General features: G+C 62.2%; 25 protein-coding genes. 5 read left to right on the plus strand and 20 right to left on the minus strand.

The features are described 5' to 3' along the window. Positions 1 to 144: 144 nt before the first annotated feature. Genes AWB65_RS18300 through pilM form a run of 4 tightly spaced genes read right to left on the minus strand, consistent with a single transcriptional unit; the run spans position 145 to position 4,149 of the window. Positions 145 to 1,650: a type IV pilus secretin PilQ gene (locus AWB65_RS18300; protein ID WP_235007670.1), complete on the minus strand. Its 1,506-nt coding sequence runs from the start codon at positions 1,648 to 1,650 to the stop codon at positions 145 to 147. Positions 1,651 to 1,661: 11 nt separating this feature from the next. Continuing rightward, positions 1,662 to 2,525 (minus strand): type 4a pilus biogenesis protein PilO, encoded by an 864-nt coding sequence (locus tag AWB65_RS18305; RefSeq protein WP_087668505.1) that lies wholly within the window; start codon positions 2,523 to 2,525, stop codon positions 1,662 to 1,664. Beyond that, positions 2,522 to 3,157: a PilN domain-containing protein gene (locus AWB65_RS18310; protein ID WP_087668506.1), complete on the minus strand. Its 636-nt coding sequence runs from the start codon at positions 3,155 to 3,157 to the stop codon at positions 2,522 to 2,524. The genes AWB65_RS18305 and AWB65_RS18310 overlap by 4 nt, the downstream gene beginning before the upstream one ends. After that, positions 3,154 to 4,149, minus strand: a complete 996-nt coding sequence (pilM, locus tag AWB65_RS18315; RefSeq protein WP_087668507.1) for a type IV pilus biogenesis protein PilM — start codon at positions 4,147 to 4,149, stop codon at positions 3,154 to 3,156. Before pilM ends, AWB65_RS18310 begins: the two co-directional genes overlap by 4 nt. A 194-nt stretch (positions 4,150 to 4,343) precedes the next feature. Here pilM and AWB65_RS18320 point away from each other — a divergent pair, with 194 nt between their 5' ends. Further along, positions 4,344 to 6,743, plus strand: a complete 2,400-nt coding sequence (locus AWB65_RS18320; protein WP_087668508.1) for a penicillin-binding protein 1A — start codon at positions 4,344 to 4,346, stop codon at positions 6,741 to 6,743. A 36-nt stretch (positions 6,744 to 6,779) separates the two neighbouring features. Here the strand turns inward: AWB65_RS18320 and cyaY are convergent, their stop codons facing one another. Further along, positions 6,780 to 7,097: an iron donor protein CyaY gene (gene cyaY / locus AWB65_RS18325; RefSeq protein WP_087668509.1), complete on the minus strand. Its 318-nt coding sequence runs from the start codon at positions 7,095 to 7,097 to the stop codon at positions 6,780 to 6,782. A gap of 35 nt (positions 7,098 to 7,132) precedes the next feature. Between cyaY and lptM the strand changes: the two genes are divergently transcribed. Beyond that, positions 7,133 to 7,417 carry an LPS translocon maturation chaperone LptM gene (gene lptM, locus AWB65_RS18330; protein WP_087668510.1) on the plus strand — a complete coding sequence of 95 codons (285 nt, stop codon included), beginning with the start codon at positions 7,133 to 7,135 and terminating at the stop codon, positions 7,415 to 7,417. 21 nt (positions 7,418 to 7,438) lie between these two features. Continuing rightward, positions 7,439 to 8,701, plus strand: coding sequence for a diaminopimelate decarboxylase (lysA, locus tag AWB65_RS18335; RefSeq protein WP_087668511.1), 1,263 nt, complete (start codon positions 7,439 to 7,441; stop codon positions 8,699 to 8,701). A 53-nt stretch (positions 8,702 to 8,754) separates the two neighbouring features. Here lysA and msrQ read toward each other — a convergent pair whose 3' ends face one another. The 5 genes from msrQ to AWB65_RS18360 form a co-directional block, all read right to left on the minus strand. Beyond that, positions 8,755 to 9,414: a protein-methionine-sulfoxide reductase heme-binding subunit MsrQ gene (msrQ, locus tag AWB65_RS18340; protein WP_087668512.1), complete on the minus strand. Its 660-nt coding sequence runs from the start codon at positions 9,412 to 9,414 to the stop codon at positions 8,755 to 8,757. A 9-nt stretch (positions 9,415 to 9,423) separates the two neighbouring features. Next, the gene (gene msrP, locus AWB65_RS18345) at positions 9,424 to 10,419 is read right to left on the minus strand and encodes a protein-methionine-sulfoxide reductase catalytic subunit MsrP (protein ID WP_087668513.1); all 996 of its coding nucleotides are present in this window, start codon (positions 10,417 to 10,419) and stop codon (positions 9,424 to 9,426) included. Between the two features lie 154 nt (positions 10,420 to 10,573). Next, positions 10,574 to 11,776, minus strand: a complete 1,203-nt coding sequence (gene ccsB / locus AWB65_RS18350; protein ID WP_087668514.1) for a c-type cytochrome biogenesis protein CcsB — start codon at positions 11,774 to 11,776, stop codon at positions 10,574 to 10,576. Between the two features lie 4 nt (positions 11,777 to 11,780). Beyond that, positions 11,781 to 14,003 (minus strand): cytochrome c biogenesis protein ResB, encoded by a 2,223-nt coding sequence (locus AWB65_RS18355; RefSeq protein ID WP_087668515.1) that lies wholly within the window; start codon positions 14,001 to 14,003, stop codon positions 11,781 to 11,783. Between the two features lie 180 nt (positions 14,004 to 14,183). Continuing rightward, the gene (locus AWB65_RS18360; RefSeq protein WP_087668516.1) at positions 14,184 to 14,840 is read right to left on the minus strand and encodes a c-type cytochrome; all 657 of its coding nucleotides are present in this window, start codon (positions 14,838 to 14,840) and stop codon (positions 14,184 to 14,186) included. Between the two features lie 289 nt (positions 14,841 to 15,129). On the opposite strand from AWB65_RS18360, the gene yihA reads away from it, so the two are divergent. Together yihA and hemB are read left to right on the plus strand one after the other, a co-directional pair. Then, the gene (yihA, locus tag AWB65_RS18365; RefSeq protein WP_087668517.1) at positions 15,130 to 15,792 is read left to right on the plus strand and encodes a ribosome biogenesis GTP-binding protein YihA/YsxC; all 663 of its coding nucleotides are present in this window, start codon (positions 15,130 to 15,132) and stop codon (positions 15,790 to 15,792) included. Positions 15,793 to 16,055: 263 nt separating this feature from the next. Further along, on the plus strand, positions 16,056 to 17,054 hold the full coding sequence (gene hemB, locus AWB65_RS18370) for a porphobilinogen synthase (RefSeq protein WP_200821741.1): 999 nt from the start codon (positions 16,056 to 16,058) through the stop codon (positions 17,052 to 17,054). Positions 17,055 to 17,126: 72 nt separating this feature from the next. Here the strand turns inward: hemB and dsbD are convergent, their stop codons facing one another. From dsbD to secY, 10 genes are all read right to left on the minus strand, one after another. Then, a complete protein-coding gene (gene dsbD, locus AWB65_RS18375; protein ID WP_087668519.1) occupies positions 17,127 to 18,962 on the minus strand; it encodes a protein-disulfide reductase DsbD in 1,836 nt (611 codons plus the stop codon). Further along, positions 18,955 to 19,299, minus strand: coding sequence for a divalent-cation tolerance protein CutA (gene cutA, locus AWB65_RS18380; protein WP_374729752.1), 345 nt, complete (start codon positions 19,297 to 19,299; stop codon positions 18,955 to 18,957). Before cutA ends, dsbD begins: the two co-directional genes overlap by 8 nt. Before the next feature lie 158 nt (positions 19,300 to 19,457). Next, entirely contained in the window at positions 19,458 to 19,853 is a 396-nt protein-coding gene (rplQ, locus tag AWB65_RS18385; protein WP_087657799.1) for a 50S ribosomal protein L17, read from the minus strand. Between the two features lie 141 nt (positions 19,854 to 19,994). Then, positions 19,995 to 20,972 (minus strand): DNA-directed RNA polymerase subunit alpha, encoded by a 978-nt coding sequence (locus tag AWB65_RS18390; RefSeq protein ID WP_040050462.1) that lies wholly within the window; start codon positions 20,970 to 20,972, stop codon positions 19,995 to 19,997. A 124-nt stretch (positions 20,973 to 21,096) separates the two neighbouring features. Continuing rightward, a complete protein-coding gene (gene rpsD / locus AWB65_RS18395; protein WP_087657798.1) occupies positions 21,097 to 21,720 on the minus strand; it encodes a 30S ribosomal protein S4 in 624 nt (207 codons plus the stop codon). A 150-nt stretch (positions 21,721 to 21,870) separates the two neighbouring features. Further along, positions 21,871 to 22,275 carry a 30S ribosomal protein S11 gene (gene rpsK / locus AWB65_RS18400; RefSeq protein WP_006052224.1) on the minus strand — a complete coding sequence of 135 codons (405 nt, stop codon included), beginning with the start codon at positions 22,273 to 22,275 and terminating at the stop codon, positions 21,871 to 21,873. 28 nt (positions 22,276 to 22,303) lie between these two features. Next, positions 22,304 to 22,669: a 30S ribosomal protein S13 gene (gene rpsM / locus AWB65_RS18405; protein WP_087657797.1), complete on the minus strand. Its 366-nt coding sequence runs from the start codon at positions 22,667 to 22,669 to the stop codon at positions 22,304 to 22,306. A gap of 41 nt (positions 22,670 to 22,710) precedes the next feature. After that, positions 22,711 to 22,827: a 50S ribosomal protein L36 gene (gene rpmJ, locus AWB65_RS18410; protein ID WP_004199844.1), complete on the minus strand. Its 117-nt coding sequence runs from the start codon at positions 22,825 to 22,827 to the stop codon at positions 22,711 to 22,713. 20 nt (positions 22,828 to 22,847) lie between these two features. Next, positions 22,848 to 23,066, minus strand: a complete 219-nt coding sequence (infA, locus tag AWB65_RS18415) for a translation initiation factor IF-1 (protein WP_004521905.1) — start codon at positions 23,064 to 23,066, stop codon at positions 22,848 to 22,850. A 9-nt stretch (positions 23,067 to 23,075) separates the two neighbouring features. Then, complete coding sequence (gene secY, locus AWB65_RS18420) at positions 23,076 to 24,422, minus strand: preprotein translocase subunit SecY (protein WP_087668520.1); 1,347 nt, start codon at positions 24,420 to 24,422, stop codon at positions 23,076 to 23,078. Between the last annotated feature and the right edge of the window lie 40 nt (positions 24,423 to 24,462).

Below are 24,462 nucleotides of genomic sequence, written 5' to 3' on the forward strand. Positions count from 1 at the left end.
AGTCCGACAAAAAAAATGTTCGCGTTTGCGTGCCCGGCGTGCAACTCGGTTCCTTTTTGGGTGAAATCTGATTTTGTTCGTGCGGCAGCTTAAGGGCAAACCGCCCGCTTTGTCGAGTCTGGACGCCCTCGGCGGCCGCCGCCGTCAGCCCGGCGAGCCCACGATGTGCGGCGTGATGAAGATCACCAGCTCGCTCTTCGAGCGCCGCCGCGCGTCGTGCCGGAACAGCGCGCCGAGGATCGGAATTCTCGACAGCAGCGGCACGCCTGTGACGTCATCGCGTTCGTCTGCTGAATAAATTCCGCCGATCGCCACCGTCCCGCCGTCTTCCACCTCGACGCGCGTCTGGACGTGCTTCGTGTTGATCGCGGGCCCGGCGGCGGTCTGCTCGCCGACACTGTCCTTCGACACATCCAGGTCCAGGATCACGCGGCCGTGCGGCGTAATCTGCGGCTCGACCTCCAGTTTGAGCGCAGCGCGCCGAAACTGCACCCCCGAGACACCATTTCCGACTTTCGCCTGATAAGGAAGCTCGGTGCCTTGCTCGACCAGCGCTTTCACGCGATCCGCGGTGACCACGCGCGGCCGCGACACGATCTGGCCGCGTCCCTCGGCTTCAAGCGCACTCAGTTCGATATTCAGGAGCCGCGTCGCCTGCGCGGCGAACAGCGTGAGACCGGCCGTCGCGGCATCGAAACCGGAGATCGGCCGCGCCGACAGGTCGTATCCGCCGCCCGAGAGCCCGCGCGCCGGGTCGCTCGCCGCCGTCATCGACAGCTTCACGCCCAGATTGCGCGAAAACCCGGCTTCGCCCTCGACGATGCGCGCCTCGATCATCACCTGCGGCGTCGGCTGGTCGATCCGCGCGATCAGCTCGGCGATCTGCGCGACGCGTGCCTCCAGATCGGTGACGAACAGCAGGTTCGTGCGCGAATCGGCCATCACCGAGCCCCGCTTGGACAGCACCCGCTGGCTGCCCGAGCCGTTCAGGAGCTTGCGCACGTCTTCGGCGCGCGGATAGCGCAGCACGAATGTGCGGCTGCCGAGCGGCTCCAGATCGGCGGCGCGGGCGTGCGCTTCGAAGCGCAGCTTTTCGCGCGCCGCGAGTTCCGCGAGCGGCGCGACCCAGATCACCTCGCCGTGGCGCTCCATCGCGAGGCCGTTCACTTCCAGGAGCGTGTCGAATGCGCGCCGCCATGGAACGTTCACGAGATTCAGCGAAACCATGCCGTGAATCTTCTCGCTCGCGACGATGTTCAGGCCCGAAAATTTCGCGAAGGTTTGCAGGACGGCGGGCAGGTCGGCGTTTTTCAGGCTCAGCGTGATGGGCTTGCCGGCGTCGCCTTCGCTGTCTTTCGCTCGGCTCAGGCGTTCGAGCGGCGGCAGCGGCACGGGCGGGCCTTCGAGCGCAGGAGGCGCCTCGGCCGCAGGCGTCGGCGCAGCCGGTTTTTCCGTCGGCGCGAGCCACGCCGAGTCCTGAATCGCAGCGTCAGCCGCCTCCGGCACGGCTAGCGCCGGAACCGGCGGCACGCTCGTATCGACGGCGAATTGGTCGGTCGGAAGCGTGTCGGGCAAGGGCGGCAGCGGCGGCACCGCGCTTTGTGTGGTCAGCGTGTGACACAGCAGGATCACGCCGACTGCCAGGTTCATCGAGCGCGCCATCACAGACGATCCTCCGCAAACGCCACCGTGCGCGACTGGCCGTCGCCGCGCGCGAGGTCGATCGAACGCGGCTTGATCCGGCCGAGCCGTTCGTCGCCAATCATCTGCCCGGGCGCGAAGCCGTCGATGCCCGAAACCGTCTCGACTAGCGCCATCGCGCGTTTCCGTCCGATCAGCGTCCCGACGAGCAACATCTCACCCGCTGTCCCGAATGCCGGCGCGCCTTTTTTGCCGAATGGATCGACGACGGAAGCGTCGCGTCGGTCCGTCTCGACAAGCCGCGCGACGGCCGGCAGCGTCTCGAAAACGTGCAATGTTGCTTCCAACGCGAGCGAATTCGGGCCGCGCTTCAACTGGACCGCTTCCGCGACGACCAGACGCGGCAGCGAGCCGAGCGCGTCCAGAAAGCGGCGCACCTCGCCGAACGTGCCCTCCGCGCGCAGTTTGAGCGTGCGCTCGCCGTCCGTTGCGCCGCCTTTGCCCGAAGCCGGTTCGATCGCGCCGACGCGCAGCCCGTGTTGAGCGGCGAGCGTCGGAATCGACTGAAGCGCATCGGCCGACGTCCAGCGCGCGGACGCCTGCTGATCGTGCGCCAAGCGCGCCCGGAGCGCCGGCAACGCGGCCACGATGCTGCCCGTCCGCTGGACGCGGCGCTGCGTTTCATCGAGTGCCGAGCGACTGGCGTCGATCCCGTTGATGCCCGACTCACGCAACATCTGCGCGCCCAGCACACAGACGAGCGTGCCGAACGCGACGGCAGTGAGCGCTGTGCGCCGTCGGCTCCATGCGTCGACAGGCTGCGTCGCCAGCCGTTTCAAATTTTCGTCACGCCCCATCGGGCGATTCATCGCGAGCGTGTTCATTTTGCGGGCCTCCGTTGATCCGACGACGCCACGACCGCTTTCGGCGGCTGCGCAGACGACGCGTCGCCAGTCCAGCGCACGAGCGCGGTAAATTCGTAGCCGCTGACGGCATCGGCTTTGCCATGCGATGCAGGCCGCTTCATTTCGACGACCTCCACCGCCTGCACGTCGCGCACGGTTTCCAGGCGCTTGAGCCAGCGCGCCGCCGTCTGCGAATCGGGCGCGAACGCCGCGAGTTCGACTTCCTGCGCACGCTGCGACACGCGCTGCAACGCGACACCGCCCTGGGACGCCTGAGCGAGTGCATCGAGCAAGCCGAGAAACCGCGCACCGGGAGCCGCAAGCGGTCCAGCGGCTTCGCGGGCGCGCCGCCGCTCTGCTTCGGATTTCGACAGCCGGCCGTGCTCGGCGACCTCCGCGCTCGATTTGCGAAGTTCCGCTTCCAGCGCACCTCGCGCCCGATCGAGCCGCAGCCGCTCGAACGTATCCCAGCCCGCGACCGCGCCGACCGCCGCGCATCCCGCCAGCCCGGCCGCCGCGAGCGCAGCCAGACGCCGGTTGCGCGCCTCGCGCCGCTTTCTCGACCGATACGGCAGGAGATTGAAGCCATCTCGTAAGATGAAGTTCGTCATTGCGTCACCTCGCGAAGGGCCAGTCCGAACGCGACGGCGAAGAGCGGCGAGTGCCGCAGCGCCTCCTCGACTTGCGACGCCCCGTTACAGAACGGCGCGCATTCGAACGGCAGCACAGGACAGCGGAAGATCGCCTGCAGCTCGGTCGCCGGATAGCCCGCGCGGCCGAGCAGATCGAGATCCCCGCCGACGAAGATCCAGTCCGGCGGCCCCTTCGGGCCGATCAGGTCGCGCAGGGCGTCTGTGATCGACTGATGTTCCGGCGTCGGATAGCGCAGTTCGTTTTCCACGCCGTCCTCGCCGACGAGCCACGCGTGCAGGCCCGTGCTCTCGGCCCAGCACACGATATAGCTGTCGCGCGAATCGAGTTCGATGCTTCCGGCGTGCCGCATCGCGCGCAACGCGGCGGCGGGCTCGCCGTCGATCGCCGAGAGCGAGATACCGGCGGCGGCCGCCGTCTCGACGCGCGACTCCACGTGCTGGCGTGCCGTCGCCGCAATCGAAACCTGAGCGCAGCCGTCGCTGCGTGATTGGACCGACCAGTCGACCGCCAGCGCCGCGCGCTCGATGCCCGCCGCGCGCTCGGCCTCCGCGAGCACCGCCGGCTCCAGCAAGTCGAGCGGACTGTACCCGCCCCGCGCGGTATGGCGCCCCTCGATCAGCCGTGCGAGCGGCACCTGCGTCGTGAGCGTCGCCGAGGCCGGCAACCCCATCGCGCAACGCAGCGCGCGCCACGATCCACGCGCGGGCAAACGCCCGAACGCCTCACTGAGCGCCGCCGAAATCGCGTTCCGGTCGACGAAATCGCCGCCGATCATCGCGCCCGCCGGCAGCGGCACCGATTCGAGGTGCTCCACGCATACCGGCCCGTTTGCCCGCAGCCGCCTGCTGACGACCGCGAGCCTTACCGACCGCTCACTTACGTCGATGCCCGCCGCGTACCGGCGCGTGACCGTCAGTAACGACGTGCGTAATGCTCCTTCCCTCTTCATCCCGCCTCCCTTCATATCTCCCGCACCGAACCATTCAGGCGCTTGCAGTAGGAGAATTGTGGTGAGCGGCGGGCCTCGCGAACATTCGGCCGGATGGCTAACGCAGGTGCTGCGGCGTGCTACGCCAAAGAAACATGCAGCGAGGACGGTAAAGTCGGCCAGCTATAATCGCGGGACCGTTTTTTGGTGGTGCTATGCAATCTTCTTCCCCGTCGAACCCGCCGTCCCAGCCGCCCAAGCGCAAAAAGCGCCCGCTTCTTCTGCGGCTTCTGTTCGGATTTTTCATCTGCATATTCGGGCTGATCGTCTCGGCGGCGCTGGTGCTCGGCTATGCGCTCGTCGTCGCGATGCCGAACCTGCCGTCGCTCGAAGCCCTCACCGACTACCGTCCGAAGGTGCCGCTGCGCATCTACACGGCGGATCACGTGCTGATCGGCGAATTCGGCGAAGAGCGGCGCAGCGTCGCGCGTATCCAGGACGTGCCGGATCATCTGAAAAAAGCGGTGCTCGCCATCGAGGACGCGCGCTTCTACGACCATGGTGGCGTCGATCTCACCGGCATCCTGCGCGCGGGCAGCGTCGCGCTGACGAACGGCCGGGCGTCGCAAGGCGCGAGCACAATTACGATGCAGGTCGCACGCAACTTCTTCCTGTCGAGCGAAAAGACCTACACCCGCAAGATTTACGAGATGCTGCTCGCGTACAAGATCGAACGGGCGCTGACGAAAGATCAGATTCTCGAGGTCTATATGAATCAGATCTATCTCGGGCAGCGCGCGTACGGCTTCGCAAGCGCCGCGCGGGTCTATTTCGGAAAAGATCTGAAAGATATCTCGCTCGCCGAAGCCGCGATGCTCGCTGGGCTGCCGAAGGCGCCGTCGGCATATAACCCGGTCGTGAATCCGAAACGCGCGAAGGTGCGCCAGGAGTACATCCTTCAGCGCATGCTCGAACTGCGCTACATCACGCCTGACGAATACGAACAGGCGACGAAACAGCCGATCATCGTGAAGGGCGCCGGGCGCGAATTCAGCGTGCACGCGGAGTACGTGGCGGAAATGGTGCGCCAGATGATGTACGCGCAATATCGCGAAGAGGCATACACGCGTGGGCTGAACGTCGTGACGACCATCGATTCCGTCGATCAGGACGCCGCCTACCGCGCCGTTCGAAAAGGCCTGATGGATTACGAGCACCGCCACGGCTATCGCGGACCGGAAGGGTTCATCGAGCTGCCGAAAGACGCCGACGATCGCGAGCAGGCCATCGATGACGCACTGGTCGAACATCCGGACAACGGCGAGATCGTCGCGGCGGTCGTGACGGCGGCAAGCCCGAAGCAGGTGAAGGCGAGTTTTATCGACGGCAACGCGGCAACCATCGACGGCAACAACCTGCGTTTCGTCGCGAACGCGCTCTCGACCCGTCCGCAGCCGAACCAGCGCATCCGGCCGGGCGCGATCGTACGGCTCGTGAAGAACGACGCCGGCGACTGGACCATCACGCAACTGCCGCAGGTGGAAGGCGCACTGATCTCGGTCGTGCCGCAGGACGGCGCGATCCGCGCGCTCGTCGGCGGCTTCGATTTCAACAAGAACAAGTTCAACCACGTCACGCAGGCATGGCGCCAGCCGGGGTCGAGCTTCAAGCCGTTCGTGTACTCGGCGTCGCTGGAAAAGGGCCTCTCGCCCGCGACCATCATCAACGACGCCCCGCTCTTCTTCAGCGCCGCCGACACCGGCGGGCAGGCGTGGGAGCCGAAGAACTACGGCGGCGGCTTTGACGGCCCGATGTCGATGCGCCAGGCGCTGCAACGCTCGAAGAATCTCGTGTCGATCCGCATCCTGAGCCACATCGGCACCAAGTACGCGCAGCAGTACGTCACGCGCTTCGGCTTCGATGCCGACCGTCAACCCGCCTATCTGCCGATGGCGCTCGGGGCCGGTCTTGTCACGCCGCTGCAGATGGCGACCGCGTATTCGGTGTTCGCGAACGGCGGTTATCGCGTGAATCCGTACCTGATCGCCGATATCACCGATCCGCGCGGCGCGGTGGTCGCGCATCCGCAGCCGCTCGTCGCGCAGGAAACCGCGCCGCTCGCGATCACGCCGCGCAATGCGTACGTGATGAACAGCCTGCTGCAAAGCGTCGCGCAGCGCGGCACGGGGTCGAAGACCAATCAGCTGAAGCGCGGCGATCTCGCCGGCAAGACGGGCACGACGAACGATTCGCGCGATGCCTGGTTCGCCGGCTACCAGCACTCGCTCGTGGCGATCGCGTGGATCGGCTACGACAATCCGCGCTCCCTGGGCGACAAGGAAACCGGCGGCGGGCTGGCTTTGCCTGTGTGGATGGACTACATGACGCGCGCGCTGCGCGACGTGCCGGAATGGCGCCCGATGCAGCCGCCCGATGTCACGTCACTCGGCGGCGAACTGTATTACGACGACATGACGCCGGGCCACGGCTTCGTCGCGACGATCGGGGTGAGTCAGGCCCCGCCGCAGGACGGTGTGTCGGGCGTGACGGCCCCGACACCTGACGTCGGCGAGCAGGAAAAGCAGGACATCATGAATCTGTTCAAGGGCAACTGACGGAGCAGTCGCCGAGCCGTCGCCCAATCGAGCCGGTCACGCTGAAAAGCTGACCGGCTCGCCTGCTTGTTCGGTCGAGTATTTCGTCAGCGTCGCGAAGAATTCGGAGTTGTCGCGCGTGTCGCGCCACTTTCCGTCGACGTATTTGTAGTGAAAACCGCCCGCCTTCGCCGCCAGCCAGATCTCGTGTTTCGGCGGCTGCAAATTGACGATCACCTTCGTGCGATTCTCGAATTCAAGCGTCAGAACATTGCCGCTTCGTTCGAACTCGATATCCGCGAGAGCCTTGTCCACAGAGCGTTCGATGGCTGTCAGCGCGGCCTCGGCAAGGGTCAGGTATTCCTGGTCTGTCATGCTAAACTCCAGCGATTAATTATTCAGGGACAGTCATGCGAGTGGTTTTCAGGATGAGCGCGATTGTAGCGGCTTTGGCCGTTTCCGCCGTCACGGTGGGCGCGCTCGGCGGGTGTGGACAACGCGGTCCGCTGTATCTTCCGGCCACGCCGCCCTTGCCCCAGCGTCCCGCCAGTCTCCAGGAAACGCCGCCGCCGGATGCCGCTTCCGGCGATGAAAGCACCGTTCCCGACACCTCCGGCCAGCCGCTCTCGCTTTCCCCCGACACCGATCTGAAATCCAACGCCGCAGCGCCCAAAGCCGCGTCGTCGGCTGACTAACTCGCCGCTCTCAGGTTTCGCATGACTCAATCCGCATTCTCCTACGCCGACGACGTCCTGCACGTCGAAGGCGTCTCCGCCGCGTCGCTCGCTGATCAGTTCGGCACGCCACTCTACGTCTACTCGCGCAGCGCGCTGACCGAGGCCTATCGCGCCTACGCCGATGCCTGCGCCGGCCACCGCGCGAAAATCCACGTCGCGGTGAAGGCGAACAGCAACCTCGCCGTGCTCAACGTGTTCGCGCGGCTCGGCGCGGGGTTCGACATCGTGTCGGCGGGTGAGCTGGCGCGCGTTCTGGCCGCGGGCGGCAAGGCAGAAAACACGGTGTTCTCGGGCGTCGGCAAGACGGCAGCCGAAATGCGCGAAGCGCTCAACGCGGGCGTGAAGTGCTTCAACGTCGAATCGATTCCGGAATTGCACACGCTGAACGACGTGGCGAAAGCCGCAGGCAAGACGGCGCCGGTTTCGTTGCGCGTGAACCCGGACGTCGACGCGAAAACTCATCCGTACATTTCCACCGGCCTCAAGTCGAACAAGTTCGGCGTGGCCTTCGCCGATGCACGCGCGACCTACGCCGAAGCGCACGCGATGCCGCATCTGGACGTGATCGGCATCGATTGTCACATTGGCTCGCAGATCACCGAGATCAGCCCGTATCTCGACGCCGTCGACAAGCTGCTCGATCTCGTCGAACAGATCGAGGCGGACGGCGCGCAAGTTCGTCACGTCGATGTAGGCGGCGGCCTCGGCATCACCTACGACGACGAAACGCCCCCCGATATCGGCGAATTCGTGCGCACGCTGCTCGCGCACGTCAAGAAGCGCGGACACGGTCAGCGCGAAGTGTATTTCGAGCCGGGCCGCTCGCTCGTCGGCAATGCGGGCGTGCTGCTGACGCGCGTCGAATATCTGAAGCCGGGCGAGGAAAAGAACTTCGCCATCGTGGATGCCGCGATGAACGATCTCGCGCGCCCCGCGATGTACGAGGCGTTTCACCGGATCGTGCCGGTGGTGAAGCGCGCGGCGCAGGCGCAGGTCTACGACGTGGTCGGTCCGGTCTGCGAGAGCGGCGACTGGCTCGGGCGCGATCGCGAACTGGCGGTCGAACCGGGCGATCTGCTTGCGATCTGCTCAGCCGGCGCTTACGGCTTTGTGATGAGCTCGAACTACAACACGCGTCCGCGCGCGGCCGAAGTGATGGTCGATCACGAACGCGCGCGGCTCGTGCGCGAACGCGAGGAAGTGAAGCAATTGTTCGCCGGGGAATCGATTCTGCCGGACTGAAGCCAAGCGATTAGTGCGAAAAAAAGCGATGCCGCGGCATCGCTTTTTTTATATCAGCGCGTCGATCGCGCGTTTCGGCCCATGAGCCAAACGATAAGCCGCCAGCCCAGCAACGCAATCACGATCGCGCCGTATATCTTCGGCAGCAGAAAATCGTGCTTGCCCGCCTTCATCCACCAGAAATGCAGGATCGCGAGCGTCGCTACGACGTAAATCGCCTTGTGCAGCGTCTGCCAGCGGCGTCCGAGCTTCTTCACCATCGCTTTCGGCGATGTCACCGCGAGCGGAATCAACAGGACGAATGCCGCGAACCCGACCGTGATGAACGGCCGCTTGACGATGTCCTTCGCGATCTCGGCGACGTCGAACCATTTGTCGAACCACAGGTAGGTCGTGAAGTGCAGCACGCCGTAGAAGAACGCGAACAACCCCAGCATCCGGCGAAACCGCAGCAGCGCATTCACGCCGGTGAGCTTGCGTGCAGGCGTGATCGCCAGCGTGATGCAAAGGTAGACGAGCGTCCAGAGGCCCGTCGAGCGCGTGATGAATTCGATCGGATTGGCGCCCAGCCCGTCGGTGACGCCGAGCAGCACGAGGCGGGCTAGCGGATAAAGCGCCGCGACGAACACGACCACCTTGGCCGGCACAATCCAGCCCGTGCTGGCGCCGCTCGTTTTCACAGCCGGCCGTTTGACATCGGATACGGTTGGCATCGGGTTCACTCAAAAATTCTTCTTCAGGTCCATGCCCTGATACAGCGACGCGACCTGATCGCCGTAGCCGTTGAACATCAGCGTCTTGCGCTTTGGCGTGAAAAACCCGTCCTCGCCGATGCGCCGCTCCGTCGCCTGGCTCCAGCGCGGGTGATCGACCGTTGGATTCACGTTCGAATAGAAGCCGTACTCGCTCGGCGCGTAGGTATTCCAGCTCGTCGCGGGCTGCTTTTCGACGAAACGGATCTTCACCAGCGACTTCGCACTCTTGAAGCCATATTTCCACGGCACGATGATTCGCACCGGCGCGCCGTTCTGGTTCGGCAGCACCTGTCCGTACAGTCCGACGGTCAAAAGCGTCAGCGGATTCATCGCCTCGTCCATGCGCAGGCCTTCGGAATACGGCCAGTCCAGAATCGGTGTCGACAAACCCGGCATCTGCGACGGATCGGCCAGCGAGATGAACTGCACGTATTTCGCGTTGCCGGTCGGCTCGACGCGCTTGATGAGTTCCGACAGCGAAATGCCGATCCACGGAATCACCATCGACCACCCTTCGACGCAACGTAGCCGGTACACGCGCTCCTCGAGCGGCGCGAGCTTCAGGATTTCATCGATATCGTAGACCTTCGGGTTCTTGATCGCGCCTTCGACCGAAATCTTCCACGGCTTCGGACGCAGTGAATGCGCGTTCTGCACCGGATCGCCCTTGTCCGTGCCGAATTCGTAGAAATTGTTGTAGGACGTAATGTCCTTGTACGGCGTCACCTTATCGACGACGACGAACTTCGAGTTCGTCTTTGCCGCGAGCTTTTGGGCCTTGGCATCGGGCGAGGTCATCGTGGCGAGCGCTTCGCCGTTCAGGCCGACAAGCCCCGTCGCGGCGAGCGCGCCCCCGCCGATCGCCCGCAGCACGCGACGGCGATTCTCGAAGACTTCGCGCGGCGTGATTTCGCTGCGCACAATATCGTCGCCGGAAAGCAGACGATTTCGTTTGATCAACATGATTGTTCCTGACCGTTTCGCGCGGGTGGCCCGCGTTTTCTCACTGCATATAAGGGTTGAACAAGTGTTCGGATGCAGCTATTCCGCGGCTGGCGAAAAAAAACCGCCAGCATAGTCTGCGTGACGGTTTTTAGTCGCTGCAAGGCGCGGAATATTACAGCTTGCCGTAACTGTGCAGTCCCGACAGGAACATGTTGACGCCGAGGAACGCAAACGTCGTGACCAGCAATCCGGTAAGCGCCCACCATGCAGCGGCCGCGCCGCGCAGGCCTTTCATCAGACGCATGTGCAGCCAGGCCGCGTAATTCAGCCAGACGATCAGCGCCCAGGTTTCCTTCGGGTCCCAGCTCCAGTAGCCGCCCCACGCTTCGGCAGCCCACAGCGCGCCGAGGATCGTCGCGATCGTGAAGAACGCGAAACCGACCGCGATCGACTTGTACATGACGTCGTCGAGCACTTCCAGCGACGGCAGGCGGTCGGCGAGCACGCCACGCTCTTTCGACAGATACGCGACGGACACCATCGCCGACAGCGCGAAGCTGCCGTAGCCGATGAAGTTCGCCGGCACGTGAATCTTCATCCACCAGCTTTGCAGCGCGGGGACGAGCGGCTGGATCTGCTGCGCGTCGCGGGCAATCGAATACCACATCAGGAAGCCGACAGCCGCGCCGATCACGAGCAGCACGAACGCGCCCATCGCACGCGTGGCGTAATGCTGCTCGTAATAGAGATAGAACAGCGACGTGATCAGGCAGAACAGCACGAAAACTTCATACAGATTCGAGATCGGAATGTGCCCGACGTCCGAGCCGATCAGATAGGACTCGTACCAACGCACCATCAGGCCGACAAAACCCATCAGCACGGCGACCCACGTCATCTTCGAGCCGATCGCGCCGCCCGTCGCCGAGCGCGTCACGAGGCCGATCCAGTAGAACACCGTCGCGAGAATGAAAAGCGCGCTCATCCACAGGATCGCGGACTGGCTCGACAGGAAATACTTCAGGAAGAAGTTCGTGTCGGCGCGCGCAAGATCGGCGTGATAGAGCTGGATCGAAAAAAGCGACAGCACCGCGATCATCGCGATCAACAAACGCACCGGCTTCCAGCGCCAGCCGAGTACCGTGAACGTCGGCACGGCACCAATCAGGACGGCTTTGTCGTACACGTCCATGAACGGGTGATAGCGATACAGCGCGAAACCCGCGCCCGCAACCATCGCCAAGGCAAATAGCCAGTCAATGGCGCCGAGCTTCTTCAGGAATGGACGATCGTCGAAAAGAGCCGCATCGGCAGGGCTTTGCGCTGCGCGCTGGCCGGCCGGAGTCGAATGGGAGGAAGCTTGAGTGAGGGCCATGATCTTACCGGGTTGATTCGTGCGAGCCGACGGGTTCGGGCTGTGCGGTGGCGGTGGGCGGAGGCGCCTCGGTTGCCCCGACCGGCCTGCCGCCGAGCGTGGCCGCGACGGTATCGCGTGTCTGGGCGAACTCCTTTTCGAAGTCGAGCGTGCGGCGCGCCGTCGACATCGCCATCAGCACCGTGGCGCCGCCCTCGCCTTTATCTTTGATCCAGAACCAGAGGCGGCGTTCGCGTACGTAAAACATCGAAAAGATGCCGAGTACGAGAAGGAGGCTGCCAAGATACACCAGTTTTTTACCCGGCGCGCGCGTGAGCTGGAACACCGACGCCTGGATCTGCTTGAACGATTCGAGTTGCAGGAAGACCGGCGATCCGTACAGAAAGCTGTCCGAAAGCGCATTGATCGACGCCTGCACGAACGCCGTGTTCTTTTCGTCGACCTTGGCTTCCGGCATGCCGTTCTGCTCGCGGGCAATCTGCCACAGGTCCCACGTCGCGCCTTCCAGCATGCGTAACAGCAGGCCCGCAGCCTTTTCCTGCTCGCCCTTCGGCACCGACTTGTCGATGAACGTCGCGATCGCCGCAAAGCCGCCAATCATCTGGCCGTTCTGCGGCGTTGCGCCGTTTTCATCGACACCTGCGAACAGGTTCAGCACGCGCACGGCGCTTTCTTCCAGATGCTTCTGCAAGTCACCGCTCGCCTGCGGCACCGAGCGCTGCGCGAAGCGATGCGCGGCTTCGGCGCGCATCGCGGGCGTCGCGAGCGCGGCGCGCAGGAGCATCCACTGCTTGACCGAGCTTTGCTCGTCGGCGGGAATGCGCAGGTAGCGGAACGGATCGTTCGGGCTCACGCGCATGCCGGCGAGAAACATCTGCTGGCCGCCCACATCGACCGGCAGCATGTAATTGTTGTACTCGCGCGCCTGGCCATCCGTGCTACGCACCTTGTATTGCACCGATGGCCCCACGTTGCGCAGATCGGTCGGCTTCGAGGTTTTCGCGCCGGAGCCCAAGCGTTCGTCGAAGGCTTGCCGGAGCGTTTGCGTTTGGCCGACGCCCCGCGCATCGACGGCGCCGCGGCCGTCGGTCACGTTTTCGACGTTGATCGCGCGGAAATCGGCGAATTCGACGGTTTCGCCCTTCGCGCCGACGATCTGCGGATTCACCGGCGCCGTCGAGCCGATTGCGCCACCGAACGGCGTAGTCTTCGCGCTGACGCCGGACATCGGCCAGGCGGTCATGTCGAGCTTCGAGCCGCCGTCCTGAAAGCTCGACTGGTAAATCGAGATGCCGTCATAGGTGAACGGCTTGTTCACTTCGATACGCGCTGGAATGCGCTTGCCGCTCTCGTGATCGATCACGACGATATCGCTCGCGAAGAGCTTCGGCATGCCGGTCGAGTAGTAATCGACGATGAACTTGTTGAGCTGAATGGAAAACGGCAGGTCCTGAATCAGCGATCCGTCCTGCTGGTTCAAAATCGCCGTGCCGACGAACTGGCCCTCGGGCACCCACGCGTAGCCGCGGAAAGTCGGATTGGTCGCGGCGAGGCGGTGTTCCGGCGGAATGTCGTTGATCACTGCGTTGGTCGCCACCGGCGTCTTGTTGAAAAGCCACATTTGCAGCTTGATCGGCAAGTTGCTGTCGAGCAGGCCGCCGAGGCAGATCACGACGATCGCCACATGCGCCGAGATGTAGCCGAGCTTCGTGAGCGCGCCGCGCTTGGCGGCGATCAGCGTCGCGCCGTTGTTGGTTTCGCGCGCGACGAACTTGTAGCCGAGCTTGCCTGACAGACGCTGCAACGCGACGGACGTTTCCGCGCGATTCGTCGACACCTCGAATTCGCCCTTGTGATGAAACGCGCGCAGACCGGCTTCGCGCACGCGATCCTTCCAGCTTTTCATGTCGGCGATCATTTTCGGGCCGTTGCGGATCACGCAGAGCGACACCGAGACCACCAGGAAAATCATGATCAGCATGAACCACCACGCGCTGTACACGTTGTAGAGGCTCACACCGCGAAAGATGTCGGCCCAGAACGGACCGAACTGATTGACGTAATTCGGGTACGGATCTTCCTGCGTGAGAACCGTGCCGATGATGCTCGCGATCGCGAGAACGACCAGCAAGGCGATCGCGAAGCGCATCGAACTGACGAGTTCGACGAAATGCCTGACAGCCCGACGACTCGACTTCGACTGCATTCCCGAGGTGGTGACGCTCATTCAAACTCCGACTGGACAGCAAAAAAGGGTGGAGACGCTGGCGGTCGTGCCCGACCGACGTCCCACCCTTTTCTTGTTTGTGCCGGTCTCGTCGGACCGGCTTCGTAATGTGGGCGACTGCTGCGTGATCTGTTTGCTCGCGGCAGATCGCTGGACGCTTCCTGACTCGTGCTGCTCAGTTCAATGCAGGCCCGCAATGTAATCCGACACGGCCTTGATTTCGGCATCGGTGAGGCGCAGCGAGATCGTGTGCATCGTCTCGCTGTTGTTGCGCGTGCCCTGCGCGAACGCGGTCAACTGCGCCGCGGTGTAATCGCCCCACTGCCACGACAACCGCGGATACTGCACCGGAATGCCCATGCCCGCCGCGCCGTGACACGCCGCGCACGCCGGCACGCCCTTGTCCGCGATGCCGCCGCGGTAGATCTTCTGGCCGAGCGCGACGTCGTTCTTGTTGCGCGCGAAGCCGGGCTTGGTTTTCTGTGCCGCGAAATAAGCCGCGACATTGACCGCATCCTGATCCGACAAGGCGCCCGCGATGCCCGCCATGATCGGGTTGTTACGCGCCGGCGCCTTCGCGCCCGGCTGCGTCTTGTAATCCTTCAACTGCTTGACGATGTATTCCGCATGCTGGCCCGCGAGCTTCGGAAACGCGGCGCCGGCGCTGTTGCCGTCCGCCGCGTGACAGGCGGCGCATACCTGGGTTGCGATCGCCTGTCCCCGGTTCAGATCCGGTTTTGCAGGCTGGGCGGGCTCCGCCGCTTGTCCTGACACTGCCAATCCACCGAACGTTGCTGCTACTTGAAGCACCATCAGAGACTTGTACAGTCGGTTCATCGCGTACCCTGTTTTTCGTCTTGTGAGAATGTGAGGTTCTGCAAAAAACGACGGCAACCGTTTATGTCACGTTCTGCCGCAAGACACCTGAACGCTGGGCTCTCAAAAATGCCCGAAAATCCGTCCTGCTCCTTATCTGGCTTGGGTCTTGCGCGCCCGTCCTGGTCTTGTAAAAACCGCCGTATTGTACAATAACCTGCTAATCGCAAAGACGCCAGTCGGGGCATGCCCAGTATTTACCGGGTTCTCAAGGCTTGGGTTTTCACCGCTTTTCTAAATCGGCCCGCCAATGTCATTCCTGCTCCATCAAGCCCGCTTCTTCACGACCGTCAATCATTTGCGCGATTTGCCGCCCACGCCGCAACCGGAAATCGCCTTTGCCGGACGTTCGAACGCGGGAAAATCGACGGCGATCAACATCCTGTGCAATCAGAAACGGCTGGCTTTCGCGAGCAAGACGCCAGGACGTACGCAGCATATCAATTACTTCTCGGTCGGTCCGGCCGATGCACCCGTCGCACATCTTGTCGACTTGCCGGGCTACGGTTACGCCGAAGTGCCAGGTGCTGCGAAAGCGCACTGGCAGCAATTGCTCTCCACCTACCTGCAGAGCCGCGCCCAGCTTTGCGGGATGATCCTGATGATGGACTCGCGCCGGCCGCTGACCGAGCTCGATCAAATCATGATCGACTGGTTCGCACCGACGGGTAAGCCAATCCACGCGCTCCTCACGAAATGCGACAAATTGACGCGACAGGAGATGACCAATGCCCTGCGCGCGACGAAGAAATCGTTCGCGGACTACAAGGCTGCTGGGTATCGCGGGGAATTGACGGTGCAGTTGTTCTCGGCGCTCAAGCGCGTGGGGATCGATGAGGCGCACGAGTTGATCGAAAGCTGGCTGATCCCGGAGGCGAAGGGCGAAAGCGCGGAAGCGGACGCGGCGCAGTGAGCGCCGGTCCATGCCAAACCGTTCGCACATAAAAAAACCCGCCGCATGACGGCGGGTCAAACAGCCTAATCGAATAACGACAGGCACCCGCTCAGGGAGGAGAAGCGGGGAGATCAGCGCAAAGCGCCTAGCTCGATCGGTATGATATACCATTGTCTTGAAAAGTTGCTGGACGGCCCCGCGAGGCTTGTCCCATAAGGCTTTCGCGCAAATCGGCGCGCCGCACCCCTGTCACCCGGATTACTCCCCACGTCGGAAATGCCATGAGTTTCTATCCGCATCACCGTCCTCGCCGCATGCGCCGCGACGACTTCTCGCGCCGTCTCATGCGCGAGAACCTTCTCACCACGAACGACCTGATCTACCCGGTTTTCATCGTCGAAGGCAGCAATGTGCGACAGGCGGTGCCGTCGATGCCGGGCGTCGAGCGCACGTCCATCGACCTCTTGATGAAAGTGGCCGAACAGTGCGTCGAGCTGGGCGTGCCGGTGCTATCGCTGTTTCCGGCGATCGAGCCGTCGATCAAGACGCCCGATGGCCGCGAGGCGACCAATCCGGAAGGTTTGATCCCGCGCGCTGTGCGGGAACTCAAGAAGAATTTCCCGATGCTCGGCGTGCTCACCGACGTCGCCCTCGATCCGTACACGAGCCACGGCCAGGACGGCGTGCTCGACGAAGAAGGCTACGTGAAGAACGACGAAACGAGCGAAATCCTCGTCGATCAGGCGCGCACGCAGGCGGAAGCGGGGGTCGATATCGTCGCGCCGTCGGACATGATGGACGGGCGGATTGGCGCGATCCGCGAGATGCTGGAAAGCGACGGCCACATTCACACGCGCATCATGGCCTATGCCGCGAAGTATGCGTCGGCATTCTACGGTCCGTTCCGCGATGCGGTCGGCTCGGCGGCGAACCTCGGCAAGGGCAACAAGATGACGTATCAGATGGACCCGTCGAATTCCGACGAAGCCCTGCGTGAGGTGCGCATGGACATCGAGGAAGGCGCGGATATGGTGATGGTCAAGCCCGGCATGCCGTATCTCGATATCGTGTATCGCGTGAAGGAAGAGTTTCGCTTCCCGACGTATGTGTATCAGGTCAGCGGCGAGTACGCGATGATCAAGGCGGCGACGCAGAACGGCTGGCTCGATCACGACAAGGCAATGATGGAGTCGCTGCTTGCGTTCAAGCGCGCGGGCGCGGATGGCGTGCTCACGTATTTCGCGCTCGATGCTGCGCGAATTTTGCGGGCGTCGAAATAGGTAGCAGCTCTGGCGTTCAGGCAAAAAGGGCGATACCGATGGCATCGCCCTTTTCGCTTAGTCGGGGCACATTCAGGTCGTCGGCGCGCCCAGTTTTTCCATGCTTTTCAAGAACTTGTCCGGCGATTCGTAGCCGATGACGCGCGTCATCTCGTTGCCTTGGGCATCGAAGAAAATGATTCCCGGCGGCCCAAACAGCTTAAAGCGCTTGAGCAGCGCCTGGTCGTCGGCGTTGTTGGCCGTGACGTCGGCGCGCAGCAGGTTCAACTGCGCGAGACGCGCTTTCACGCGCGGATCGCTGAACGTCAGATGCTCCATTTCCTTGCAGGAAACGCACCACTCGGCGTAGAAATCGAGCATCGCCGGGCGCGCGGCGGATTTCACCGCGAGATCCAGTTCCGTCGAGGAGCGTACCGGCGCGAACGTTGGCGCTTGTGCTGTCTGGGCGCCCCCGCCTCCCCTGGCAACGAACACTGAAAGCGGACGCAGCGGATCGGTTGAGCCAGCAGCCAGCCCGACGAGCAGCGTCGCAGCCCAAATCGTCAACGCAGCGCCAAGGCCGCGCCCGATTCGTCGCCAGATCGTGACCGGCGCGGTGCTCATCGCGAAAAGCCCGAGCCCGGCGGCGGCAATCAGCAACCACGACGCGGCCAACAGCATCTGCGTGACGCCGTCGAGCACAGGCCACACGATCCACAGCGCTGCCGCCAGCAGCACGACGCCGAAGAACACCTTCACACTATCCATCCACGCACCGGCGCGCGGCAGCAGCGATCCGGCACCAAGCCCGATGATCAGCAGCGGCACGCCGAGCCCGACGCCCATCGAAAACAGCGCGGCACCGCCGAGCACGGCATTCCCGGTGTGCGCGATGAATGCGAGCACGGCGAAGAGCGGTGCTGTCATGCACGCACCGACGACAAGCGCCGACAGCGCCCCCATTCCGACGACGGCCGCGAACTTCCCGCCCGAGCGCTTCTGCGACGCCGCGTTCACGCCGCTTTGCCAGCGCTCCGGCAAGGCAATGTCGAAGCCTGCGATCAGCGTCAGCGCGAACACGGCAAGCAGCGTGCCGAACGCGCCGAGCACCCACGGATTCTGGAGCCACGCGCCGAGACTCTGTCCGATCAGCGCGGCAGCAACGCCGAGCGCCGTGTAGACGAGCGCCATCCCGAAAACATACGCGCCCGACAATGCGAATCCTCGCCGGCGAGTGACACGCGAACCCTCGCCAATGATGATCGCCGAGAGGATCGGGATCATCGGATAAGAGCACGGCAGCAGGCTCAGCACGACACCCGCTACGAAATACAGCCCGATGATCGCGAAAAATCCGCCGCTTTCGAGGAGCGATTGCGCGTAATCGGCATTGGTCGCGCGCTCGTACCAGGGCAAGTCGGAGACTTGTGAGTTGACGGGCGGCGGAGCGTTGGCGTCGGCGGCACGCAGTGCGGCGCCGCTCACCCGATAGATGCGCTCCATCGGCGGATAGCAGATGCCCTGATCGGCGCATCCCTGCGACGTGACGGTGAGATCAAACGGCCCGCTCGCCTGCTTCACCGGGAGGCGGATGACGACGTCGCCGCGATAGGTCTCGACGTCCTTGTTGAACGTCTGATCGAAGTGAACCTTGCCGACGGGCAATTGCGCGTCGCCGAGCGTCGCGCCGCCTTTGGCCGCGAAGGCGAAGCGCTCGCGATACATGTAGTACCCATCCGCGACCTTATATCGCACCTCGATTTCGCCCGGACGTTCCGTCGCGCTGAATTTGAAGGCGACGGCGGGGTCGAGGAAGTCGTCGGCCGCGTGAGCAAAATTCGCGACGCCGGACAGCACGAACAGACACGAGAGCAGCAACGCAACCGCCGCGAACAAACGACGCCCGATGGCGCCAGAAGACTTAAGCATGAAGAGGACGTGAAGTTTCCGCGACGACCCATTCTCCGTAGCCGGGCGAGGCATCGGCTTGCCAGGCGAGGATTTCGGGCGTTTCGTAGGGATGATTCGATTCGATGAAGCGCTGAAGTTCGGCGCCGCGAGCGACGCTGGTCTTGAAAAGGAGCTGAATTTCTTCCGCTGCCTCGAGCTTCCCCTGCCAATGGAATCGCGAGCGCACGACACCGTTCTCCGTCACGCATGCCGCTAACCGTGCCTCGAGCGCCTTTTGCGTGAGCTCGCCGGCTGCGAGAGTGTCAGGCAACGTCGTGAGAATCAACACGACTGGAATGTTCACTTCATGCTCCATCGCATTATGTTGCTGGGGAAGGATACGCGCGTATCGTAGCACCGGCGCGGGGTGGGCATCGTGAGTGACGAAACGTCGCGCCCGCGCGATCGGCCGACCAAAAAACAAAAAAAAGGCCAAGCAGAGCTTGGCCTTTTTTTCACAGCGGTGTCGTGCGCTTATTCAGCTTCTTGCACGTCGTCCGATTCAGCGACTTCCGGACGGTCCATCAACTGGACGAGCGCCATCGGAGCGTTATCGCCAACGCGGAAACCGAATTTCAGGATGCTGAGGTAGCCACCCGGACGGCTTGCGTAGCGCGGGCCGAGGACGTCAAACAGCTTCGCGACGGAATCGCGATCGCGCAGGCGGTTGAACGCCAAACGACGATTTGCCAGCGACGGCTTCTTGCCGAGCGTGATCAGCGGCTCGACGACTTTGCGGAGTTCTTTCGCCTTCGGCAGCGTCGTCTTGATGACTTCGTGCTCGATCAGCGAGTTGGACATGTTACGGAGCATAGCCAGACGGTGGCTGCTCGTGCGGTTCAGTTTCCGCAGACCATGTTTATGGCGCATTTTCAGTTCCTAATGACTTTGAGTTTTGATCCAGCTCTTCTATTACGTTCCGACGAACGCACGGGCCGGTCGAGAAAAAGGCAAGACGCGGATTTTAGAGGAGAATCCACGCCTTGACCAGATACGCTTACGACGTCCTGCTTACTTGTCGAGACCAGCCGGCGGCCAGTTTTCGAGCTTCATGCCGAGCGTCAGGCCGCGTGAAGCCAGCACTTCCTTGATTTCGTTCAACGACTTGCGACCCAGGTTCGGCGTCTTCAGCAGTTCGTTTTCCGTGCGCTGGATCAAGTCGCCGATGTAATAGATGTTCTCGGCCTTCAGGCAGTTCGCCGAGCGAACCGTGAGTTCCAGATCATCCACCGGACGCAGCAGGATCGGATCGATCTGCGGTGCGCGCGACGGCGCTTCCGCCGCTGCTTCGGTGCCTTCGAGTGCTGCGAAGACCGACAACTGATCGACCAGAATCCGCGCCGATTGACGGATCGCTTCCTCGGGCGAAATCACGCCGTTGGTTTCGATATTCATCACGAGCTTGTCGAGGTCGGTACGCTGTTCGACACGCGCGCTTTCAACGGCGTAGCTCACGCGGCGAACCGGCGAGAACGATGCATCCAGCACGATCCGGCCGATGATCTTGGCCGATTCTTCGCCATAACGACGCACGTTGCCCGGCACATAGCCGCGGCCCTTCTCGATCTTGATCTGAACGTCGAGCTTGCCGCCTTTCGACAGGTGGGCGATCACGTGATCCGGGTTGATGACCTCGCAATCGTGAGCGAGTTCGATATCGCCGGCCGTCACGACTCCTTCGCCTTCCTTGCGCAGCGTGACCGTCACTTCGTCACGGTTGTGCAGCTTGAAAACGACGCCCTTCAGGTTCAACAGCAGGTTGACAACATCCTCTTGCACACCGTCGAGCGTCGAATATTCGTGCACGACGCCTGCGATCGTCACTTCGGTCGGCGCATATCCCACCATCGACGACAGCAGCACGCGCCGAAGCGCGTTACCCAAGGTGTGGCCGTAACCGCGTTCGAACGGTTCCATGACCACTTTCGCGTGGCTCTCGCCAAGCGATTCAACCGCAATAATCTTGGGCTTCAACAAACTGGTTTGCATAGGTTTTCCTTTTCAATACCCTCGGCTCGTTACGCCGATAAGGCTGACCGGTGACAACCCGAAAATAAACAGCCGAGGTAACCCCTTGCCTTCGGCAATCAGGGTCCCCCGGCCGCCAATCCGATTACCGCGAATACAATTCGACGATCAGGCTTTCGTTGATGTCGCCAGCGATGTCGCTGCGCTCCGGCATTGCCTTGAACGTGCCTTCGAACTTCTTGGCGTCGACCGCAACCCATTGCGGCATGCCGCCTTGCTCAGCCAGCGAAAGCGCTTCGAGGATCCGAGCTTGCTTCTTCGACTGTTCACGCACGGCAACCACGTCGCCCGCCTTCACTTGCAGCGAAGGAATGTTCGCAACTTGGCCGTTGACCGTGATCGACTTGTGGCCCACCAACTGACGTGCTTCTGCGCGCGTCGAGCCGAAGCCCATGCGATACACGACGTTGTCGAGACGCGATTCGAGCAATTGCAACAGGTTTTCACCCGTCGGGCCCTTGCGACGATCGGCTTCGGCGAAGTAACGGCGGAACTGGCGCTCGAGTACACCGTAGATGCGCTTTACTTTTTGCTTTTCGCGCAACTGCGTGCCGTAGTCGGACGTACGAGCACCCGACGTGCGGCCATGCTGACCCGGCTTGCTATCGAGCTTGCACTTGTCAGCGAGCGAACGGCGTGCGCTCTTCAGGAAAAGGTCAGTGCCTTCACGGCGGGACAACTTTGCTTTAGGACCGGTATAGCGTGCCACTTTGCATCCTTAAAAATTGATCACGCGGACTTGCACTTGCATCCGCGCTAGTCCGAACCCTCTGGGCCGAACGGTGGGCTTAGTCAAATTCATAACGCAAGCAACCCGCCGGCGCGCGAGCACCAGCAGGAGGTTTGCGGCAGCGACGTCTTAGATACGACGACGCTTCGGCGGACGGCAGCCGTTGTGCGGGACCGGCGTCACGTCGGAGATCGCGGTGATCTTGATGCCAAGACCATGCAACGCGCGCACCGCCGATTCGCGACCAGGGCCAGGGCCCTTGATCCGCACTTCGAGGTTCTTCACGCCGTATTCCATCGCCACGCGGCCAGCCGATTCGGCTGCGACCTGGGCCGCAAACGGCGTCGACTTGCGCGAGCCCTTGAAGCCTTGACCACCCGACGTTGCCCAGGCAAGCGCGTTGCCTTGACGATCGGTGATCGTGATGATGGTGTTGTTGAACGACGCGTGAACGTGAACCACGCCCTCGGCGACGTTCTTCTTGACCTTCTTGCGAACGCGTTGCGCCGCGGAGTTGTTCGAAGCCTTAGCCATTACGTTTTCCTGTAACTGTCAGTTCCGCTTACTTCTTCAGCGATTGCGCTGCACGACGCGGACCCTTGCGCGTACGGGCGTTCGTGCGCGTGCGCTGGCCGCGCATGGGCAAGCCCTTGCGATGGCGCACGCCACGGTAGCAGCCCAAGTCCATCAGGCGCTTGATGTTCATCGTCACTTCACGACGCAGGTCGCCTTCCACGATGAACTTACCCACTTCGTCACGCAGCTTTTCGAGGTCTGCGTCGGTGAGGTCCTTGACCTTCTTCGAAAATTCCACACCAGAAGCAACGCAGATGTCGCGAGCACGCGTGCGGCCGACACCGAAGATAGCCGTCAGGCCGATTTCGGTATGCTGGTGATTCGGGATGTTAACCCCTGCGATACGAGCCATTGTTTTTCCTCAAACAAAAAGCGCAAGCAAAAGCGCGGCGTTCAGCCTTGACGCTGTTTGTGGCGCGGATCAGAGCTGCAAATCACGCGCACAACGCCCTTGCGCTTGATGATCTTGCAATTGCGGCAAATGCGCTTAACCGATGCCATCACTTTCATGATATTACCCTTTTTTCAAATCACTTCGCCCGGAACACGATCCGCGCACGAGACAGATCGTAAGGCGTCAACTCAACCGTAACCTTGTCGCCGGGAAGAATGCGGATATAGTGCATCCGCATCTTCCCTGAAATATGCCCGAGAACCACATGGCCATTTTCCAATTTCACCCGGAAAGTAGCATTGGGAAGGTTTTCAATCACCTCACCCTGCATCTGGATTACATCGTCTTTGGCCATAGCCCTTAATTAGCGCATCGGGACGTTGCCGCCCTTGAAGTTGGCCTTCTTAAGCAGCGACTCATACTGTTGCGACATAACGTACGACTGCACCTGAGCCATGAAGTCCATCGTGACGACGACAATGATCAGCAGCGACGTTCCACCAAAATAAAACGGCACGTTCCAGCGCAATACCAAAAACTCAGGCAGCAAGCACACAAACACGATGTAGATCGCACCGGCCAGCGTCAGACGCGTGAGGATGCGGTCGATATACCGTGCGGTCTGGTCGCCCGGACGGATCCCAGGAACGAATGCACCGCTCTTCTTCAAGTTGTCGGCCGTTTCTCTGCTGTTGAACACCAGCGCGGTGTAGAAGAAGCAGAAGAAAACGATCGCCAACGCGTACAGCAGCACGTACACAGGTTGACCAGGCTTCAAGGCCTCAGCCACGTTGTGCAGCGTGTTTGCGAACCAGCCGGTCCGCGTACCCGAACTGAACCAGTTCAGGATGGTCGCCGGGAAGAGGATGATCGACGATGCAAAAATCGGCGGAATCACACCCGACATGTTCAGCTTCAACGGCAAGTGCGAGGACTGGCCGCCGTAAATCTTGTTACCGACCTGGCGCTTGGCATAGTTCACGAGGATCTTGCGCTGACCGCGTTCGATGAACACGACCAGATATGTGACCGCCGCAATCAACACCACGATGATGATCGCCGAGATGATGCTCATCGAGCCGGTGCGAACCAGTTCGAACAGACCACCGATCGCATTCGGGAAACCCGCCGCGATGCCGCCGAAGATGATGATCGAAATGCCGTTACCGAGACCGCGTTCCGTGATCTGCTCACCCAGCCACATCAGGAACATCGTGCCGGTCACCAGCGTGACGACCGTCGTCAGACGAAATACCATCCCAGGGTCGAGAACCAGTCCCGGCTGATTTTCCAGCGCGACCGCAATACCGAAAGCCTGGAACGTCGCGAGAACCACCGTGAAGATCCGCGTGTATTGCGTGATCTTGCGTTGCCCCGCCTGCCCTTCCTTCTTCAGCGCCTCCATTTGCGGCGACACGATCGACATCAACTGCATGATGATCGACGCCGAAATGTAGGGCATGATGCCCAGCGCAAAAATCGTAAACCGCGATAGCGCACCACCCGAGAACATGTTGAACATGCCAAGGATGCCGCCCGACTGGCTTTGGAACAGCTTCGCCAGTTGGTCCGGGTCAATACCCGGCACCGGAATATGCGCACCGAGACGGTAAACAATCAGCGCCAGCAGCAGAAACACTGCCCGCCGGCGCAGATCACCGAACTTCGCCGCGCTTCGACCGGGTTTTGCGAGACTCGGACTGTTAGCCAAGAACCTTCTCCGATGCTAGTGCGAGTAACGCATAAAGCGC

The organism is Caballeronia humi, assembly GCF_001544475.1.
GTDB classification, from domain to species: domain Bacteria; phylum Pseudomonadota; class Gammaproteobacteria; order Burkholderiales; family Burkholderiaceae; genus Caballeronia; species Caballeronia humi.

Excerpts from the sequence above, each read along its gene's own strand:
- AWB65_RS18300 (WP_235007670.1), bottom strand. The coding sequence starts at position 1,650 with ATGAACCTGGCAGTCGGCGTGATCCTGCTGTGTCACACGCTGACCACA.
- AWB65_RS18305 (WP_087668505.1), bottom strand. The coding sequence starts at position 2,525 with ATGAACACGCTCGCGATGAATCGCCCGATGGGGCGTGACGAAAATTTG.
- AWB65_RS18310 (WP_087668506.1), bottom strand. The coding sequence starts at position 3,157 with ATGACGAACTTCATCTTACGAGATGGCTTCAATCTCCTGCCGTATCGG.
- pilM (WP_087668507.1), bottom strand. The coding sequence starts at position 4,149 with ATGAAGAGGGAAGGAGCATTACGCACGTCGTTACTGACGGTCACGCGC.
- AWB65_RS18320 (WP_087668508.1), top strand. The coding sequence starts at position 4,344 with ATGCAATCTTCTTCCCCGTCGAACCCGCCGTCCCAGCCGCCCAAGCGC.
- cyaY (WP_087668509.1), bottom strand. The coding sequence starts at position 7,097 with ATGACAGACCAGGAATACCTGACCCTTGCCGAGGCCGCGCTGACAGCC.
- lptM (WP_087668510.1), top strand. The coding sequence starts at position 7,133 with ATGCGAGTGGTTTTCAGGATGAGCGCGATTGTAGCGGCTTTGGCCGTT.
- lysA (WP_087668511.1), top strand. The coding sequence starts at position 7,439 with ATGACTCAATCCGCATTCTCCTACGCCGACGACGTCCTGCACGTCGAA.
- msrQ (WP_087668512.1), bottom strand. The coding sequence starts at position 9,414 with ATGCCAACCGTATCCGATGTCAAACGGCCGGCTGTGAAAACGAGCGGC.
- msrP (WP_087668513.1), bottom strand. The coding sequence starts at position 10,419 with ATGTTGATCAAACGAAATCGTCTGCTTTCCGGCGACGATATTGTGCGC.
- ccsB (WP_087668514.1), bottom strand. The coding sequence starts at position 11,776 with ATGGCCCTCACTCAAGCTTCCTCCCATTCGACTCCGGCCGGCCAGCGC.
- AWB65_RS18355 (WP_087668515.1), bottom strand. The coding sequence starts at position 14,003 with ATGAGCGTCACCACCTCGGGAATGCAGTCGAAGTCGAGTCGTCGGGCT.
- AWB65_RS18360 (WP_087668516.1), bottom strand. The coding sequence starts at position 14,840 with ATGAACCGACTGTACAAGTCTCTGATGGTGCTTCAAGTAGCAGCAACG.
- yihA (WP_087668517.1), top strand. The coding sequence starts at position 15,130 with ATGTCATTCCTGCTCCATCAAGCCCGCTTCTTCACGACCGTCAATCAT.
- hemB (WP_200821741.1), top strand. The coding sequence starts at position 16,056 with ATGAGTTTCTATCCGCATCACCGTCCTCGCCGCATGCGCCGCGACGAC.
- dsbD (WP_087668519.1), bottom strand. The coding sequence starts at position 18,962 with ATGCTTAAGTCTTCTGGCGCCATCGGGCGTCGTTTGTTCGCGGCGGTT.
- cutA (WP_374729752.1), bottom strand. The coding sequence starts at position 19,299 with ATGGAGCATGAAGTGAACATTCCAGTCGTGTTGATTCTCACGACGTTG.
- rplQ (WP_087657799.1), bottom strand. The coding sequence starts at position 19,853 with ATGCGCCATAAACATGGTCTGCGGAAACTGAACCGCACGAGCAGCCAC.
- AWB65_RS18390 (WP_040050462.1), bottom strand. The coding sequence starts at position 20,972 with ATGCAAACCAGTTTGTTGAAGCCCAAGATTATTGCGGTTGAATCGCTT.
- rpsK (WP_006052224.1), bottom strand. The coding sequence starts at position 22,275 with ATGGCTAAGGCTTCGAACAACTCCGCGGCGCAACGCGTTCGCAAGAAG.
- rpsM (WP_087657797.1), bottom strand. The coding sequence starts at position 22,669 with ATGGCTCGTATCGCAGGGGTTAACATCCCGAATCACCAGCATACCGAA.
- rpmJ (WP_004199844.1), bottom strand. The coding sequence starts at position 22,827 with ATGAAAGTGATGGCATCGGTTAAGCGCATTTGCCGCAATTGCAAGATC.
- infA (WP_004521905.1), bottom strand. The coding sequence starts at position 23,066 with ATGGCCAAAGACGATGTAATCCAGATGCAGGGTGAGGTGATTGAAAAC.